This is a genomic window from Saccharopolyspora antimicrobica (assembly GCF_003635025.1).
GTDB lineage: Bacteria > Actinomycetota > Actinomycetes > Mycobacteriales > Pseudonocardiaceae > Saccharopolyspora > Saccharopolyspora antimicrobica.
Genome location: NZ_RBXX01000002.1, coordinates 7,333,478 through 7,349,143 on the forward strand (window position 1 = coordinate 7,333,478; position 15,666 = coordinate 7,349,143).

The following is a 15,666-nucleotide window of genomic DNA, read 5'->3' on the forward strand; positions in this document are numbered from 1 at the left end:
AGCCAGTGGCTACCCGCGGCGACGGCGAGTACACCGGGGTTCAGTCCGCCTCGCGCTCCTCTCGGCGCGTTCGCGGGCCTCCTGCCGGTCGGTCGCGGTGGGTTTGGAACCCGGCAGCGCACGCCCGGCCGGCTCCTTGATGGCCCACACCGCCACCAGGCCGACCACGCCCGCGACCACCAGCAGGAACGCCGGCACCGGCGGCATCCCGGTGGCGGCCACCAGGGCTTCCGCGATCAGCGGGGTGGTGCCGCCGAAGAGCGCGACGGAGATGTTGAACCCGACCGACACCGCGCCGTAGCGGACATCGGTCGGGAACAGCGCGGGCAGCGTCGGGGGCATGGTGCTGCTAAAGGTGGCCGCGCCGCCGTACTCCCCGCCCGTGGAGAAGCCCTGCACCAGCCGCGCCACCAGCAGCAGCACCGGTGCCCAGATGCCGATGGTCGCGTAGCTCGGGATCAGCCCGATCGTCACGGTGCCCAGCGCCATCGTCACCATCGTGATGGCCAGCACCGTCCGCCTGCCGATGCGGTCGCCCAGCGGCCCGAAGAAGAACCCGCCCAGCGGCCGCACCAGGAACGCCACCGCGAAGGCCGCGAAGGTGGACAGCAGCTGCGCGGTCGGGCTGGTGGGCGAGAAGAACACCTGGCCGATGACCACCGCGATGTAGCTGTAGACGCCGAAGTCGAACCACTCCACGGTGTTGCCGATCGGCGGCGGCGACCGCGCGCCCGACCCGGCCTTCGTCCACAATGGTCGCTTCCGGCTCGTCCCGCCGCGACCACCTGCGGCCCCTCGGCATCGCATCCCCCGTCGCGCCACCACCACCCGCACGCAATCGGCGGTTACCCCTGGGCCCGGTGCGGAAGCGGAGCGGGTTCAAGCCCCGGCCGCGGTGGGCACCCGTGGAGCGAGAAGGTTCGGGAAACACTGGAGGAAACCATGTCACTACCGCACTTCCCGCGCATCCGCCGCGTGCTGAACGGTGTCCGGAAGCCGGCGCCGTGCTCGGGTGTGCCCGGCCGCGAGCCGGACCCGCTCCTGCACACCGGCCCCCGGATCCCGCCCGACACGCTGAAGCGCCGGCGGTGATATCGCGGCGCGCTCACTGACCGCGTGGCCGGTCGCCCTTGGGTTTCCCGGGCTGACCGGCCATTCCGTGGCGCGGCGGATGCATGGGCTCCGGCGATCCGCTGGGATCCACCGGTGAACCGCCTGCCGTGTCCTCGGCCTCCAGCGGTTTGTCGTCCTGCGAGCCGCCCGACGGTTGCGCTCCCGCACGGAGCTCGTTCAGCCGGTTCTGCAGGATCTCGCAGACCTGGGCCCGGTGGTTGTGCGTGCGCTCGTGGTCCAGCAGCAGCTTGATCTCGTCGGCGGGCAGCGACCGGATGCGGTGCTGCAACGAGCCGACCGGGATGTTGTCGTAATCGATGATCGGGAGTTCGTGCGGGGACATCTCGCCTCCTGCCTGAGTTCGCGTACCGCCAGTCGGTTTCCCCGCACCGCGCGAGAACATGCGCCCCGGCCGCCACCGGGCGCAGCTGCCCGCGGAATGCCAGCCTGGTGGCATGGTGCGATTCGGATGCACGCTGATGACCGAGCAATCCGGCCCGCGGGAACTGGTGCTGCAGGCCGCCGAGGCCGAGCGGGCCGGGTTCGACTTCGAAGTGATGAGCGACCACTACTTCCCCTGGCTGGAGGAGCAGGGGCACGCTCCCTACGCGTGGAGCGTGCTCGGGGCGGTCACCCAGGCCACCGAGCGGGTCGAGCTGATGACCTACGTCACCGCACCGATCATCCGCTACCACCCGGCGGTCGTGGCGCAGAAGGCCGCCACGGTCGGTTTGCTCTCCGGTGACCGGTTCGTGCTGGGCGTGGGTTCCGGGGAGAACCTCAACGAGCACGTCGTGGGCCGCGGCTGGCCGCCGGTCAACGTGCGGCACGAGATGCTGACCGAGGCTCTGCACATCATCGGCGCGCTCTTCGACGGCGGTCACGTCAACTACGCCGGGAAGCACTACCGGGTCGATTCGGCGAAGCTGTGGGACCTGCCGTCGCGGCGCGTGCCGGTGGCCACCGCCGTGTCCGGGGCGCAGTCGGTCCAGCGGTTCGCGGAGCTGTCCGACGCGATGATCGCGGTCGAGCCCAGCAGCTCGCTCTGCGAGCAGTGGGACCGCGCTGCCGCAGGCGGAGCTCAGCGCAAGATCGGGCAGCTGCCGATCGCCTGGTCGACCGACCGGGACGCCGCCGTTCAGCGGGCCCGGCAGCAGTTCCGCTGGTTCGCGGGCGGCTGGAAGGTCAACTCCGAGCTGCCCGGCCCGGCCTCCTTCGCCGCGGCGACCCAGTTCGTCCGGAGCGAGGACGTCGCGGCCTCGATCCCGTGCGGTCCCGATGTCGAGCCGATCGTGGAGTCGGCGGCGGCGTTCTGGAAGGCCGGGTTCACCGATCTCGCGGTGGTCCAGATCGACGTGGACGCCGACCGGCGGGGTTTCTTTGACTTCGCCGAGCGGGAACTGCTTCCCGCACTGCGCGAAGCCGCTTCCTGAACTCGCTCAGACCTTCTCCGCGAGCACGGTGAGCTCCACTTCGGACGCGACCGGCCGCCGCCCGATCGGTTTGAGGTAGCGGGCGGCGAACTCCGGCCGTCCGACCTGCTCGACCAGCCGCCAGCCGTGTCCGGCCAGGAACCCGGCCACCTCCTCGGGAGCCCAGCCGGACTTCCACAACCGGCGCTTGACCACGTACTCCCGGTGCAGCGCTGCGGAATCGCGGAGGTCGGTGCCGTCGAGGAAGTCCGCGCGCACGTAGGTGAACACCAGCCTGCTGCCGATCCGCGCATCGGCGAGGAAGGCGAACGTGCGGCGGATCGCGTCCTCGGTCAGGTACTGCGTCACGCCCTCCCAGACGAAGAACGGCTGCCGCTCGGCGGTGCAGCCGTGCGCGGCGAGCGCTTCGCCGAGGTCCTGGCGCTCGAAGTCGACGGGCACCAGGCCGACGCGATCCGGGATCCTGCCGTAGACCTTCTGCACGAGCGCCCGCTTGCGGGCGGTGCCGGCGGGCAGATCCACTTCGTAGCAGGGCATCGCGGCCAGCTCCGGCAGCCGGTACGCGCGGGTGTCCAGGCCCGCTCCGAGCAGCACCACGGCGTCGATCCCGTCCTCGGCCGCGGTGCGCAGCTGGTCGTCGATGTAGCGCTTCCGGCACAGCAGGCTCGACCAGAGGCCCGGGGCCCGCTTCTCCACGGCCCTGGCGATCGCCCAGCGCACCGGGGGCGCCGCGCACAGCCCCGCGACGGTCTTCGCGCCCAGCGGCAGCAGCCGGTAGGCGAGCTTGTCGCGGACCAGCGGGATCTCCTCGTGCTGGTCGATCGCGACGAGCGCCATCGGCCCCACGGCCGTGCGTGCAGCCGCGTTCCCCATGCTTGCGAGTCCTTTCCTCCGTCAAGGCTCGCCGCAGCGATCGAGCGCACGGCCGGTGGCCGGCAGCGCGGAGTCTGGAGCGTGCGGCGATTTCGGCGTCCGGTGAACGCCGCGCCGCTACCGCAGAACCGTGGCCAGACCAGCAGTGCCGGTTCCGATGTCGTGCGCCCGCGGGTACGTCGGCATGAGGAGTTCCTCTCCTGAACAGGTTCGTCCACCACGCCGACCAGGCTTCCCGGCACACCATCGACACCGCTTCGGGCTCGATACCGCCACCGTACCGCACCGAGGAACGAGGGCAAGATCATTTTCCGCCGGGCGGGTGAACGCCGCGGCCGGCGGTCGCGGTGATCATCACCACGACCGCCGGCCGGTGCCTCACGCCATCCGCCGCGCGTTCCCCCGGCCGATGACGAACCACAGGATGCTGCCCAGGAACGGCGCCACGAAGACGAAGATGATCCACACCACCTTCATCCCGAACGTCTGGGGCGACCCGAGGACGCTGATCAGCGCCGCGATGATCAGGCCCACGTAGAGCAGCACCGGCAGCGCGATCAGCACGAGCATCCCGATCTGGAACACCCCGTCGTCGGTGGCGAGGGAGGTCTGCTGGACCAGTGCGTGCATTCCGCCTGCTCTCCTGTCCGCGCCGGTGGCGCGCGTCGTGGCCGTCGCGGTTCTCCGCTGCCCGCGATCACCTTCGGGCAAGAACGTACGTCCGCGGCGACTGCGCGAACATCATCCCGAGCACCGGTTCCCCGGTGGTCCGCGAGTAGTAGCCGGGGTCGTACCCCGGTCGTACCCGCCGGGCTACCGCGTCATCAGCTCGCGCAGCGCGCCGACGATCTCGGCGGGCGATTCCTCGGCCATGAAGTGCCCGCACGACACGGTGCGGTGGTGCAGGTCGCTCGCCCAGCCGTGCCAGAGCGCCGCGGCGTCGTAGCCCAGCGCCGCGCCCCAGTCCTGCTGCAGCACGGTCACCGGCATCCGCAGCCGGTTGCCCGCCTCCCGGTCCTGCGTGTCGTGTTCCACGTCGATGAACGCCGAGGCGCGGTAGTCGGCGACGATCGACGGGATCGCCGCGCGGGAGGCCGCGAGGTAGGCCTCCCGGACATCGGCGGGGATCGCTTCCGGGCTCGTACCCCAGGCATCCAGGAAGTGCCCGAAGAACGCGTCCGCGCTGCCCTCGATCAGCTGCTCGGGCAGGCCCGGCGGCTGGGCCATCAGGTAGAGGTGGAAGCCGACCGCGCCGGAGGTGCCGCGCAGCACGTCCCACATGTCCAATGTGGGCAGCACGTCGAGAATGGCGAGGTGGCTGATCCGCTCCGGGTGGTCGAGCCCGGCCCGGATCGCCACCAGCGCGCCCCTGTCGTGCCCGGCGAGCGCGAAGCGCTCGTGGCCGAAGGCGCGGGCGAGGGCCACCACGTCGGCGGCCATGGTGCGCTTGGCGTAGGTCTCCCCGCCGGTGTCGGCGGGCTTGTCGCTGTCGCCGTACCCGCGCAGGTCGGGGACGAGCACGGTGTGGTCGGCGGCCAGGTCGGCCGCCACGTGCCGCCACATCAGGTGCGTCTGCGGGAACCCGTGCAGCAGCACGACCGGGCTGCCGGAGCCGCCGACCGCGACGTTGAGCGCCACCTCCTCCGCCACGGGAACCCGCTGGTAGTCGAAACCGTCGATCCGCAGTGCCACGCTGAGCCCTTCGTCGGGACCGCCGCTGCCCGGCGGTCGCTGGTAGCAGCCTGCGCGAGCCGAATCAGCAGCGGATCAGCACGCGCTGACCAGCGGGCCTTGTCTAGGGTTGCCGTGGAGGTGAGCCTGCGCGGTGGTGAAGTTCGGTGTGCTCGGCCCGGTCGTCGCCGAGGACGACCGCGGTGCGATCGACCTGCGCGGTCCCCGGCACCGCGCGGTGCTGGCCCGGCTGCTGATCGCCCGGGGCCGGGTGGTGCCGGTCGGGATGCTCGTCGACGACCTGTGGGAGGTTCCGCCCGACGGCGCGGTGGGTGCCGTCCAGTCGTTCGTCGCGACGCTGCGGCGGGCGCTGGAACCCGGCCGCGCGCCCCGCACGCCCGCCCGGCTGCTGGTCACCGAGTCCCCCGGCTACGCCCTGCGGGCCGAGTTCGTGGACGCCTGGCAGTTCGAGGCGGCGGTGGCGGAGTCCGGCGACTTGCTGGCGCACGGCCGGGCGGAGGACGCCCTTGCCCACCTCCAGGCGGCTCTGGATAGTTGGCGAGGGCCTGCCTACTCCGAGTTCGCCGAGGAGCACTGGGCTCGCGCGGAGGTGACCCGACTCGGCGAACTGCGGTTGCTCGCGGTGGAGCGGCGGGCCGAGGCGGGGCTCGCAATGGGCCGCGCTCCCGCCGTCGCCGCCGACATGCGAGCGCACGTGTCCGAGCATCCGTGGCGCGAGCACGCCTGGCAGCTGCTGGCCGTCGCCCTCTACCAGGCCGGACGCCAGCGCGATGCGCTCGAAGCGCTGCGCACCGCCAAGGCCGCGCTGGTCGCCGAGCTCGGTGTGGATCCGGGCCCGGACCTGCGCAGGCTGGAAGCCGACATCCTCGCCCAGGCGCCACGGCTCAGCGCCACGCCCTCCGCCGCTCCGGCGCTCGAACCGGTGGTCGCCGAGCGGCGGTTGGTCGGCCGCGACCGGGAGCTCGGCCAGCTCACCGCTGCCGCGGCGGAGGCCGCCGACCGGCGCGAATTCCGGCTGGCGCTGGTCGCGGGCGAGCCGGGTGCCGGGAAGACGGCGCTCGTCGAGGCCCTCGTGCGGGAGCTGGCCGCCGCCGGGTGGATCACCGCCTGGGGCCGCAATCCCGAGCACGAGGGCGCACCGGCCACGTGGCCTTGGATCCAGTTGCTCGACGGCCTCGCGGCGGTCACGAACATCCCGGTCCCGGACGTCTTCGCCGGGGCGGACGATGCCGTGGCGGCTCGGTTCCACGCGCGGCGCCGCGTCGTCTCCCACATCAGTGCGGTGGCCGCCGAGCGCCCGGTGCTGCTGGTTCTCGACGACCTGCACCGGGCCGACGAGGAGACGCTGGCGCAGCTCACCGCGCTGATCGGCGAGCCCGTGCACCGGCCGGTGCTGCTGGTGGGGACCTACCGCAGCACCGAGCTCTCGCCGGGCCTCGCCGAGGTGCTGGGCCGCAGCGCCGGTTCCGAACCGGCCCGGATCTACCTCGGCGGGCTCGACCGCGCGGAGGTGGGCGAGCTCGCCCGCGCCGCCGCGCAGCGCGAGGTTCCCGAGGAGGTGGCGCAGATCATCCACGCGCGCAGTGGCGGCAATCCGTTCTTCGCCCGGGAGCTGGCCCGGCTGTTCGACACCGATGGGGACGCGACGCTGCACGCGGTTCCGGCCGGGGTGCGCGATGTCGTGCGGCAGCGGCTCAACGCACTGCCCGGCCCCGCCCGCACCGTCCTGCGGCAGGCGGCCGTCATCGGCGACGACGTCGACATCGACCTGCTGACCGGCACCGAGGAAGCAGTACTGGACGCCGTCGACGCGGCCGTGCTCCTGGGATTCCTCGTCGAATCCGGTTCGCGGCTGCGGTTCGCCCACGCCCTGGTCCGGGACACCGTCCACGCCGAGGTGTCCGGTCCGCGGCGGAGCCACTGGCACGCCAAGGCCGCGGAAGCCCTCGAACGCATCCGCCCCGACGACGTCGAGGCGATCGCGCACCACTTCCTCCTGGCCGGCACCACTGCGACGGCGGGCAGGGCAGCGCACTACGCGGCGCTGGCCGCGCAACGGGCCGAACGCCGCTTCGCACCGCACGAAGCGGCCCGGCTGTGGGAGGCGGCGATCGCCGCGCACGACCGATCCGGCGCGACCGATCCCCGGAGCAGGCTTGACCTGGTCATGGGCCTGGTGCGGGCGCTGGCGATCACCGGCGACCTGGCGGCGGCACGGGTGCACCGCGCCGAGGCGATCACCGCGGCCGAAGCGCTGGGCGATGCCGAGTCGACCGCGCGGGTGATCGGAGCGTTCGACGTGCCGGGCATCTGGACGACCAACGACGACCCGGCGATGTCCGAGCAGGTGGTGGCGGTGACCGAACGGACCCTCGCGGCCGTGCCGGAACACCTGGTGGCGGAGCGGGCGCGGCTGCTGGGCACGCTGGCGATGGAGCTGCGCGGCACCGGCTCGGACCGCGGGCGCGAGGCCGCTGCCGAAGCCGTCGCCCTCGCTCGCCGGCTGCACGACCCGGAGCTGCTCGCGTTCGCCCTCAACGGCCGGTTCATGCACACCTTCGACCGCGCCGGGCTCGCGCCCGAACGCGCTCAAACCGGCCGCGAGCTCGTCGAGCTGGCCGCGGACCGCGGACTCGTGACCTTCGAAGTGCTCGGCCACCTGATCCTGCTGCAGGCGCACTCGGCGCTGGCCGAGTTCGGCGTGGCCGACCGGCACGCCGCGGCCGCCGACGAACTGGCCGAACGCCACGAGCTCCCGCTTGTGGCGGTGTTCACCCGCTGGTACGCGGCGGTCCGCGACGCGGCCGCCGGTCGCGTCGCGGAGGCCGAAGCCGGGTACCGGGCCGCGGCCGCGCGTCTCGGCGGCACCGGGATGTGGGGCGTCGAGCGCGGCACGCTCCCGCTCGCCCTGCTGTGCCTGCGGATCCAGGAGGACCGACCGTCCGCAGTGGACCTGGCGGCGGACTGGGGCCCGTTCCTGCCCTGGGTGCGCCCGCTCGGACTGCTCGACGCGGGCGACCGCGACGCGGCGGTCGCGGCGGCGCGCGCGATCCCGGAGTCACCGCCCGATCTGCTGCGCGAAGCACGGCTGTGCCTCACCGCGACGACCGCCGTGCGGCTGGGTGACCAGGCGATGATGGAGCAGACCTACGCAGCACTGGAACCCGCTGCGGCCGAGCTCGCCGGAGCGGGCAGCGGCCTGCTCACCGCGGGCCCTGTCGCGCACCACCTCGAAAAGCTCGCCACCGGGCTCGGCAGGTCGCACGCCGCGCAGCGAAACCACCGGCGCGCGGCCGAGATCGCCCGGAAAGCCCGGCGCTGACGCCAGCTCAGCCGCGCGATTTCTCCCAGATCGTCACGTGGTAGCGGCTCTCGTTCCCGAACGGCCGACGCGTCCAGTCCTCCCAGCGCTCCCGGCGCCGCAGTCCGGCGAGTTCGGCCATCAGGTCGAGCTCGGCAGGCCACGCGTACCGGGTGGGGAACGAGCGGAGCTCGCCGCGGCCGTCGACGACTTCGACGTAGTTCGAGGTCAACGTCTGCTCGGCCACGTCGTAGACGTCGTAGGCCCAACCGGTCGCGCTGGTCCGGAAGGGCACCACCCGCTGCCCGGGCGGCAGCTTCCGCAGCTCCGGGACCTCCACCTCCGTGACGAAGCAGCCGCCGGGTTCCAGGTGCCGCGCCGCGTTGCGGAAGCACGCCACCTGCTCGGCCTGCGTCATCAGGTTGGCGAGCGTGTTGAAGGCCGCGAAGACCACCGCGAAGGTCCCGTCCACCCGCGCGGTGGCGATGTCGCCGGTGGTCACGCCGATCGCCGCGCCACCGGGCTTGGCGCGCAGCTGATCGACCATCGCCCGCGACAGGTCGACGCCGTGCACCTCGACACCGCGCTGCGCCAGCGGCACCGCGATGCGCCCCGTGCCGACGCCGAACTCCAGCGCGCGTCCGCCACCGGCGAGCTCGGCCAGCAGCTCGACCGCCGGTTCCACCGCGTCCGGCCGGAACAGCTCGGCCCACATCTCGTCGTAGTCCGCCGCGACATCCGCCCCGAAGTGACCGTCCGCATCCACGGCATGACCGTAGCGAGCGCGATTCCCGTTCCGCACCTCGTTTTTCCGGCGCGGGCCGGACACCGCCATTCGGGCAGTACCGCGGTGACCGGCCACCCGAACCGATCTCCGGTCGTAGTCTCGATCACAGCCGAGGCACTGGCGCGCCGAGCCCGGCCCGACACGAGCAGGAGGAACCGAACTTGATCTCGAACCCGGATCTCGTGCGGCGCTCGACCGCGCTGCGCCCGGTTCTGCAACGGCACCGGCAGGCGGGCGACGAGCAGCGCAAGCTCACCGACGAGACCGTCGACGCGCTCACCGGGGCCGGGCTGCTGCGGGCCGCGGTGCCGAGCCGGTTCGGCGGCGGGGAGTGCGATCTGCCGACGATCCTGGCGGCCACCCGCGAGGTGGCCAGGGCGGATCCGTCGGCGGGCTGGGTGATGATGATCTTCAGCTCGGCGAACTGGCTCAGCGGCCTGTTCGAGCCCGCGGCCCAGGACGAGATCTACGCGGACGGGCCCGACGCGCACGTGTGCTCGGTGCTGACACCGCACGGGACGGGACGCCGCGCCGACGGCGGCTGGATCCTGAGCGGGAACTGGGCACCGGCGTCCGGCTGCCTGCACGCCACGTGGGCGCTGCTGGCGTTCTCGCGCGACGCGGGCGGGCCCGGGTTCGCGCTGGTGCCGACGGACGAGCTGACCGTCTCGACCACCTGGTTCACCCTCGGCATGCGGGCCACCGGGAGCCACCTGCTCATCGGTGAGGAGATCTTCGTCCCGGACCACCGGGTGCTCGCGCTCGGGCCCGCCGTCGCCGGCGTGCGCGGCACCGACGTGCCCCGCTACCGCTCCGCGCTGGTCCCGACGCTGACCACCTGCATGATCGCGCCGTACCTGGGGATCGCCACGGCGGTGCTGGAGCACGTAGTCGACCACGCCGAGGACAAGGGCATCCCCGGCACCCGCTACGAGCGGCGCAGCGACTCGGCCGCGTTCCAGATCGCCGTCGCCCGCGCCGCGACGAACATCGACCTGGTGGAGATGATCGGCGACCGCGCCGCGGCCACCGTCGACGGCCACGCCGCGGCGGGCACCCACCCCGACTACGCGACCCGGGCCCGGATCCGGCAGCACGCCGGGCACGCGGTGCAGCTGTGCTTGTCGACCGTGGACGAGCTCGTCACCGCCTCCGGCTCGTCGGCGCTGGCCGATTCGCACCCGCTGCAGGGCTACGTGCGCGACATCCACACCGCGGCCAGGCACGCGATGGCCAACCCGGCGATCTGCGCCGAGGCGTTCGGCCGCGCGCTGCTCGGCACGAGCACCAACATCACCGACCTGATCTGAGGTTGGCGGTGGCCGCACGCGGTTAGCCGGGTGGAGGACGGCAAGCGCGCGAGGGAGGCGGTCGGCGTGGTTCGGGATTCGTGGGACCGGCTGGGCGGAGCCGTGCTCTCCGCAGCGCGGATCGTCGTGTCGTTGCTCTTCGTGCTGCACGGTGCGGCGACGTTGTTCGGCGTGCTCGGCGCCGGTGCACCCACTCCCGTCGGCCGGTGGCCGGGGTGGTGGGCTGGTCTGATCCAGTTCGTCTGCGGTGGGCTGGTGATGGTCGGGCTGGGCACCAGGCCGGCGGCGCTGATCTGTTCCGGGGCGATGGCGTTCGCCTACTTCACCGTGCACCAGCCGCGCGGGCTGCTGCCCATGCAGAACTACGGCGAACTCGCCGCGCTGTACAGCTGGTTCTTCCTCCTCATCGCCGCGCTCGGCGCGGGGCCGTTCTCGCTCGACGCCCTGCTGCGCCGCCCGGTCAGGCGTTGACGCCGGTGAGGGCGAAGAACTCCTGCCGGGAGCGGGCGTCGGAGCGCAGTGTGCCCAGCAGCGTCGAGGTCACCGTGCTGGATCCGGTGGCCTGCACGCCGCGCAGCGTCATGCAGGTGTGCTCGGCTTCGATGACCACGCCGACGCCCTGGGGCCGCAGGTGCTCGCACAGCCAGTCGGCGACCTGCTTGGTCAGCCGTTCCTGCACCTGCGGGCGGCAGGAGAAGTGCTCGACGACGCGCGCCAGCTTCGACAGCCCGAGGATCCGCTCCCCCGGCAGGTAGCCGACGTGCGCGGTGCCGACGAACGGCAGCAGGTGGTGCTCGCACACCGACCGGACCGGGATCGCCCGCGCCAGCACCAGTTCGTCGTAGCCCTCGTCGTTCGGGAACGTCGTCAGGTCGAACGGGCGCGGGGTGAAAAGCTCGGCGTAGGCGCGGGCCATCCGGCCCGGTGTGCCGCGCAGGCTCTCGGAGTCGGTCGAGATGCCCAGCGCCCGCAGGAGATCTCCCGCAGCCCGCTCGGCGGCGCCGAGGTCGATCTCGCCGGCGGGCTCGTGCGCGACGCGCAGGGCAGGTGCGGATGTCATCAACGTCTTCCTTCGCGTCGACGCGGCCGGGCGCGGCCCCGATTTCACCAATCGACGTTAGTCTTATTCGTGCAGTCCGGTCAACGCTCCCGGCAGCGGGATCACAGACCGTATTCCACCCATTGGGATGTGCCGGAGAGCGCTAGGGTTGGGCCATGGATGAGGCCGGTTCGGCGGTGACCGCGGTGGCCGCGCTGGAAGACGAGCTGCGACGCGGGATGTACGACTACATCCGCCGCGCCCGGCGGCCGGTGGGCCGCGACGAGGCCGCCTCGGCGGTCGGCATCTCCCGCAAGCTCGCCGCTTTCCACCTCGACAAGCTGGTGGCCGCGGGACTGCTGTGCGCGCGGTACGAACCGCTCGGCGGGATCCGCAAGGTCGGCCGCACCCCGAAGGTCTACGAGCCGGCGCGCAACGACATCCGGATCAGCATCCCGCCCCGCCAGCACGACCTGCTCGCGGGCATCCTGCTCGACGCGGTGCTCGACGAGGGCGACCAGGAGAAAGCCTCCCAAGCGACGCTGCGCGTGGCTCGCGAGCACGGGCACCGACTCGGCACCGCCGAACGCGAGCGCACCCGCCCCGGCAGGCTCGGCGCGGAACGCGCGCTGACCCGGGCCGCGGAGGTGCTCGCCGGCTACGGCTTCGAACCGGACCGGGAGGCACCCGGTTGCGTGCGGCTGCGCAACTGCCCGTTCCACCCGCTGACCGCCCGGTCCCCGGAACTGGTGTGCGGCCTGAACCACGCCTTCCTGCAGGGCTTCCTCGCCGGGCTCCAGGCCCGCAGCGCCGAAGCAGTGCTCGAACCGCACCCCGGCGAGTGCTGCGTCGCACTGCGGAGCAGGTGAGCCCCGAAGTCCCGGATTCCGCCTGGACTCACCGCCCGAGCTGCTGCGTCGCGTGCTCTGCGTACACCGCAGGCGGGTTGGCGATGTAGGCGATCTCGACGTCGTCGTCGAACGTGCAGGTGTTCGTGCTTCCGGCCGGCATGTAGACGACATTTCCGGTCGTGGCGGTGAAGATCTCGCCGTTCTCGTCCTGGATCGTGACAACGCCCTTGATCACGACCATCACCTCGTCGTACGGGAACGAGGCTCGAAGCGACTCCCCGGCCGCGATGCTGCCGAACCCGACTGTCATCCTCGCGTCCGGTTGCGCGGTGGCGTCGATGAGATCGCTGCCGGCGAACCGGCCGTCACCCACCGGGTCCCAGTCCGCGCGGCGTCGCGCGTCCTCGATCTTCACGACCTGTGTCCGCATCGGCGTTTCCTCCCTCAGCACTGTTCCTCGCGGAACCGTACGACCTCGAGTTAGGTGGAGGTAAAGCAGCGATTCCCGCGACTGGCAACGAAATTCCGCTCCGCGTCGAGCACAGACCTCGAATGACTCGCCTGACGCCGGGTTCCCGGTAGCGCAGACCGCTGCGCACTCACGACCGTTCGCTTGCGACCGGCTTCGAACGGCGGGCGAACCGGGCGCGGAGTGGCGCCACGAGCGAGGGGCCGCCTGCGAAGCACCACACCGCGATCACCGGGTCGCAGAGCGCGCAGCCGAAGGACGCGTACTCGAGGAACGGGATGATCGGGTTGCCGTACAGGTGGTGCGCCACGTCCCAAGCCGTGTGCAGCAGCCAGCCGATGCCGATGAACGTCCAGGACTCCAGTCCCCGGTAGGCGCAGTAGGCGACGACGACGCAGAAGGCGAGCTCCCAGATGCCGAAGCCGCCGCCGCTGATGTAGGCCGCACCGGCACCGGCGACCATCAAAGCGTTGAACCGGCGCCGGTGCGGGTCGCGGATGAACGAGTTCAGCAACGCGTAGAGAACACCGATCAGCATCGGGGTGATGATGGACATGCTCGGTCCTGCCACTTCCGGGTGTCGGGAACGGGGCGCCTGCCGGGCAGGTCGCCCTCCTGGCCGGAATCCGACGCTATGCAGCGCGGCCTCAAGCCGGAAGTGGCTGGATTGCCAGCTTCCAACGGAATCTCGCCAACGCCCTGACCAGCGCTCCGCGCACCGCACCTCGTCGGCGGGAACCACGGGTGCGGCTACATTCGCGCCATGCACACCGTGGCCGTCCTAGCGCTGGACGACGTCATCCCGTTCGACCTGGCCACGCCGCTCGAGGTGTTCACCCGCACCCGGCTGCCCGATGGTCGCGCCGCCTACCGGCTGCGGATCTGCGCTGCCGCCCCGACCGTCAGCGCGGGCCTGTTCACCCTGCACGCGCCGTGGGGGCTGGACGCGCTGGAGACGGCGGACACGATCGTGCTGCCCGGTTGCGCCGATCCGACCGCCGAGGTCCCGAGCACCGTCCTCGACGCGCTCCGGCGAGCAGCCGAGCGCGGCACCCGCATCGCCTCGATCTGCTCAGGGGCGTTCATCCTCGCCGCCACCGGGCTGCTCGACGGACTGCGCGCGACGACCCACTGGCGCGCGGCTCCGCTGCTGGCCGCGCGGCATCCCGGGATCGACGTGGACCCGGACGTGCTCTACGTCGACAACGGCCAGTTCCTCACCTCAGCCGGTGCGGCGGCGGGGCTGGACCTGTGCCTGCACGTGATCCGCCGCGACCACGGTTCCGCGGTCGCCGCGGACGCGGCACGCCTGTCGGTGATGCCGCTGGAGCGGGAGGGCGGCCAGGCCCAGTTCGTCGTCCAGGACCTGCCCGCTGCGCCGCGCGGCTCGGCCCTGGAACCGCTGCTGAACTGGCTGGAGGACAACGCCGCGCACGACCTCTCCCTGGAGGACATCGCGGCCCGCGCGGGCATGAGCACCCGGACCCTCAACCGGCGCTTCCGCGAGCAGACCGGCACCACTCCCCTGCAGTGGCTGCACCGCACTCGCATCCGCCTCGCCCAGCACCTGCTGGAGACCACCGACCACCCGGTCGAGAGGATCAGCGCCCAGGTCGGCTTCGGCTCCCCCACCGCGTTCCGCGACCGCTTCAAACGCGTGGTCGGCACCACTCCGAACACCTACCGAAACACCTTCCAGCACAACGCAACCTGATCCACTCACCTTGTCCACAGTGGATTCACCATGGAGGGGTCGGCCACGCGTCCGGCTTCGACCGTTCGAGGCTTCCGGCGGGTGACCGGCGCCGCCTGCCGGTGCCTTCCGACCCGGCGGCACCACCGCCGCACCGACTCGCTGGTGGAGAGATCCTGTGGAACTCATCGTTCTCGGCTGCTCGGGCAGCGCACCGTCACCGGATTCGCCGTCGTCCGGCTACATCCTGCGTTCCGGTGACAGCCTGCTGGTGATCGACCTCGGCAACGCGACGCTGAGCCCGCTGCAGCGCTGGGCCGACCCCTACGACATCGACGCGCTGTTCCTGACGCACCTGCACCCGGACCACTGCGCGGACTTCGCGCCGCTGGACGTCTACCGCCGGTTCCACCCGGACCAGCCGTACGACCCGAAGCAGCGGCGCCTGCCCGTGTACGCACCCCCGGAAGTGCCGAGCCGGCTGGCCGCGCTCTACGCGCCCAGCTCCGAACAACGCGAGCACACCGACCTCTCGGACATCTTCGACTTCCGGTCACCACCGGTCGATCCGGTCCGCATCGGCGCGTTCGAGATCAGGGCGGTGCCGGTGGACCACCTGTGCCCGACGTGGGGCCTGCGCATCGAGGCCGAGGGCCGCGTGTTCGCCTTCACCGGCGACACCGGCACCTGCGACGGCATCGGCAAGCTGGCGGCGGGAGCCGACGTGCTGCTGTCCGAAGCGTCCTGGCTCGACTCGCCGGACCAGCCCACCGGCATGCACCTGTCGGGCAAGCAAGCCGGGAAAGCGGCGAGCGACGCCGGAGTCGGCCGCCTCCTGCTCACCCACTACTCGCCGTGGACCGACCAGAAAGCCCTGGCCCGCGAAGCCGCCGAAGCCTACGACGGCCCGGTGAAGGTCGTCCAGGCCGGCGACACCCACCAGATCTGATCACCGTCCCTGGGAGTCCCCGAAAACAACTCACCGGCAACGCAATTGGAATCGTCTTCCGCACCGTGAATCCTCAGTGCCACCGCGCCTCGTGCCGACCACCACTCGCCGTGTTCGCTCCACTGCGGACCGCTTCCCCGATCACCCGCACGCGCT

Annotated in this window: 17 protein-coding genes; 8 read left to right on the plus strand and 9 right to left on the minus strand. The window is 72.1% G+C overall.

Features of this window, described 5'->3' with window-relative positions; translation table 11 throughout:
• Nucleotides 1-9: 9 nt before the first annotated feature.
• The gene (locus ATL45_RS34760) at nucleotides 10-753 is read right to left on the minus strand and encodes an MFS transporter (RefSeq protein WP_246025725.1); all 744 of its coding nucleotides are present in this window, start codon (nucleotides 751-753) and stop codon (nucleotides 10-12) included.
• A 189-nt stretch (nucleotides 754-942) separates the two neighbouring features.
• Between ATL45_RS34760 and ATL45_RS39185 the strand changes: the two genes are divergently transcribed.
• Nucleotides 943-1,092 (plus strand): hypothetical protein, encoded by a 150-nt coding sequence (locus tag ATL45_RS39185; protein ID WP_170210432.1) that lies wholly within the window; start codon nucleotides 943-945, stop codon nucleotides 1,090-1,092.
• A gap of 13 nt (nucleotides 1,093-1,105) precedes the next feature.
• Here the strand turns inward: ATL45_RS39185 and ATL45_RS34765 are convergent, their stop codons facing one another.
• Nucleotides 1,106-1,456 (minus strand): DUF8129 domain-containing protein, encoded by a 351-nt coding sequence (locus ATL45_RS34765; RefSeq protein WP_093146963.1) that lies wholly within the window; start codon nucleotides 1,454-1,456, stop codon nucleotides 1,106-1,108.
• Between the two features lie 115 nt (nucleotides 1,457-1,571).
• Between ATL45_RS34765 and ATL45_RS34770 the strand changes: the two genes are divergently transcribed.
• The gene (locus ATL45_RS34770; protein WP_170210559.1) at nucleotides 1,572-2,546 is read left to right on the plus strand and encodes a TIGR03557 family F420-dependent LLM class oxidoreductase; all 975 of its coding nucleotides are present in this window, start codon (nucleotides 1,572-1,574) and stop codon (nucleotides 2,544-2,546) included.
• Between the two features lie 6 nt (nucleotides 2,547-2,552).
• On the opposite strand, the gene ATL45_RS34775 is transcribed toward ATL45_RS34770, so the two are convergent.
• The 3 genes from ATL45_RS34775 to ATL45_RS34785 all read right to left on the minus strand — a co-directional run bounded on the left by ATL45_RS34775 (nucleotide 2,553) and on the right by ATL45_RS34785 (nucleotide 5,105).
• Entirely contained in the window at nucleotides 2,553-3,419 is an 867-nt protein-coding gene (locus ATL45_RS34775; RefSeq protein WP_093146965.1) for an SAM-dependent methyltransferase, read from the minus strand.
• 378 nt (nucleotides 3,420-3,797) lie between these two features.
• On the minus strand, nucleotides 3,798-4,049 hold the full coding sequence (locus ATL45_RS34780; RefSeq protein WP_093146966.1) for a PLD nuclease N-terminal domain-containing protein: 252 nt from the start codon (nucleotides 4,047-4,049) through the stop codon (nucleotides 3,798-3,800).
• Nucleotides 4,050-4,232: 183 nt separating this feature from the next.
• The gene (locus tag ATL45_RS34785) at nucleotides 4,233-5,105 is read right to left on the minus strand and encodes an alpha/beta fold hydrolase (protein WP_211841512.1); all 873 of its coding nucleotides are present in this window, start codon (nucleotides 5,103-5,105) and stop codon (nucleotides 4,233-4,235) included.
• Between the two features lie 139 nt (nucleotides 5,106-5,244).
• Here ATL45_RS34785 and ATL45_RS34790 point away from each other — a divergent pair, with 139 nt between their 5' ends.
• A complete protein-coding gene (locus tag ATL45_RS34790) occupies nucleotides 5,245-8,433 on the plus strand; it encodes an ATP-binding protein (RefSeq protein ID WP_342775331.1) in 3,189 nt (1,062 codons plus the stop codon).
• 7 nt (nucleotides 8,434-8,440) lie between these two features.
• On the opposite strand, the gene ATL45_RS34795 is transcribed toward ATL45_RS34790, so the two are convergent.
• On the minus strand, nucleotides 8,441-9,178 hold the full coding sequence (locus tag ATL45_RS34795) for a class I SAM-dependent DNA methyltransferase (RefSeq protein ID WP_246025726.1): 738 nt from the start codon (nucleotides 9,176-9,178) through the stop codon (nucleotides 8,441-8,443).
• A 182-nt stretch (nucleotides 9,179-9,360) separates the two neighbouring features.
• Between ATL45_RS34795 and ATL45_RS34800 the strand changes: the two genes are divergently transcribed.
• Both ATL45_RS34800 and ATL45_RS34805 read left to right on the plus strand, forming a co-directional pair.
• Nucleotides 9,361-10,509 carry an acyl-CoA dehydrogenase family protein gene (locus ATL45_RS34800; RefSeq protein ID WP_246025727.1) on the plus strand — a complete coding sequence of 383 codons (1,149 nt, stop codon included), beginning with the start codon at nucleotides 9,361-9,363 and terminating at the stop codon, nucleotides 10,507-10,509.
• A 66-nt stretch (nucleotides 10,510-10,575) separates the two neighbouring features.
• Complete coding sequence (locus ATL45_RS34805) at nucleotides 10,576-10,980, plus strand: DoxX family protein (protein ID WP_177241897.1); 405 nt, start codon at nucleotides 10,576-10,578, stop codon at nucleotides 10,978-10,980.
• On the opposite strand, the gene folE is transcribed toward ATL45_RS34805, so the two are convergent.
• The gene (gene folE / locus ATL45_RS34810; protein WP_093146969.1) at nucleotides 10,970-11,569 is read right to left on the minus strand and encodes a GTP cyclohydrolase I FolE; all 600 of its coding nucleotides are present in this window, start codon (nucleotides 11,567-11,569) and stop codon (nucleotides 10,970-10,972) included. The two genes, ATL45_RS34805 and folE, sit on opposite strands and share 11 nt — an antisense overlap.
• Before the next feature lie 155 nt (nucleotides 11,570-11,724).
• Between folE and ATL45_RS34815 the strand changes: the two genes are divergently transcribed.
• Complete coding sequence (locus ATL45_RS34815) at nucleotides 11,725-12,417, plus strand: helix-turn-helix transcriptional regulator (protein WP_093146970.1); 693 nt, start codon at nucleotides 11,725-11,727, stop codon at nucleotides 12,415-12,417.
• Nucleotides 12,418-12,445: 28 nt separating this feature from the next.
• Here the strand turns inward: ATL45_RS34815 and ATL45_RS34820 are convergent, their stop codons facing one another.
• Together ATL45_RS34820 and ATL45_RS34825 are read right to left on the minus strand one after the other, a co-directional pair.
• Nucleotides 12,446-12,829 (minus strand): cupin domain-containing protein, encoded by a 384-nt coding sequence (locus tag ATL45_RS34820; protein WP_093146971.1) that lies wholly within the window; start codon nucleotides 12,827-12,829, stop codon nucleotides 12,446-12,448.
• Between the two features lie 169 nt (nucleotides 12,830-12,998).
• On the minus strand, nucleotides 12,999-13,424 hold the full coding sequence (locus ATL45_RS34825) for a DUF6010 family protein (protein ID WP_093146972.1): 426 nt from the start codon (nucleotides 13,422-13,424) through the stop codon (nucleotides 12,999-13,001).
• Nucleotides 13,425-13,631: 207 nt separating this feature from the next.
• Between ATL45_RS34825 and ATL45_RS34830 the strand changes: the two genes are divergently transcribed.
• Nucleotides 13,632-14,582 (plus strand): GlxA family transcriptional regulator, encoded by a 951-nt coding sequence (locus ATL45_RS34830; RefSeq protein ID WP_093146973.1) that lies wholly within the window; start codon nucleotides 13,632-13,634, stop codon nucleotides 14,580-14,582.
• Between the two features lie 157 nt (nucleotides 14,583-14,739).
• Complete coding sequence (locus tag ATL45_RS34835) at nucleotides 14,740-15,510, plus strand: MBL fold metallo-hydrolase (protein WP_093146974.1); 771 nt, start codon at nucleotides 14,740-14,742, stop codon at nucleotides 15,508-15,510.
• Nucleotides 15,511-15,666: the final 156 nt, after the last annotated feature.

What these genes read in the sequence shown, in the direction of transcription:
- ATL45_RS39185 (WP_170210432.1), top strand. Translation starts at nt 943, where the DNA reads ATGTCACTACCGCACTTCCCGCGCATCCGCCGCGTGCTGAACGGTGTC.
- ATL45_RS34765 (WP_093146963.1), bottom strand. Translation starts at nt 1,456, where the DNA reads ATGTCCCCGCACGAACTCCCGATCATCGATTACGACAACATCCCGGTC.
- ATL45_RS34775 (WP_093146965.1), bottom strand. Translation starts at nt 3,419, where the DNA reads ATGGGGAACGCGGCTGCACGCACGGCCGTGGGGCCGATGGCGCTCGTC.
- ATL45_RS34780 (WP_093146966.1), bottom strand. Translation starts at nt 4,049, where the DNA reads ATGCACGCACTGGTCCAGCAGACCTCCCTCGCCACCGACGACGGGGTG.
- folE (WP_093146969.1), bottom strand. Translation starts at nt 11,569, where the DNA reads ATGACATCCGCACCTGCCCTGCGCGTCGCGCACGAGCCCGCCGGCGAG.
- ATL45_RS34815 (WP_093146970.1), top strand. Translation starts at nt 11,725, where the DNA reads ATGGATGAGGCCGGTTCGGCGGTGACCGCGGTGGCCGCGCTGGAAGAC.
- ATL45_RS34820 (WP_093146971.1), bottom strand. Translation starts at nt 12,829, where the DNA reads ATGCGGACACAGGTCGTGAAGATCGAGGACGCGCGACGCCGCGCGGAC.
- ATL45_RS34825 (WP_093146972.1), bottom strand. Translation starts at nt 13,424, where the DNA reads ATGTCCATCATCACCCCGATGCTGATCGGTGTTCTCTACGCGTTGCTG.
- ATL45_RS34830 (WP_093146973.1), top strand. Translation starts at nt 13,632, where the DNA reads ATGCACACCGTGGCCGTCCTAGCGCTGGACGACGTCATCCCGTTCGAC.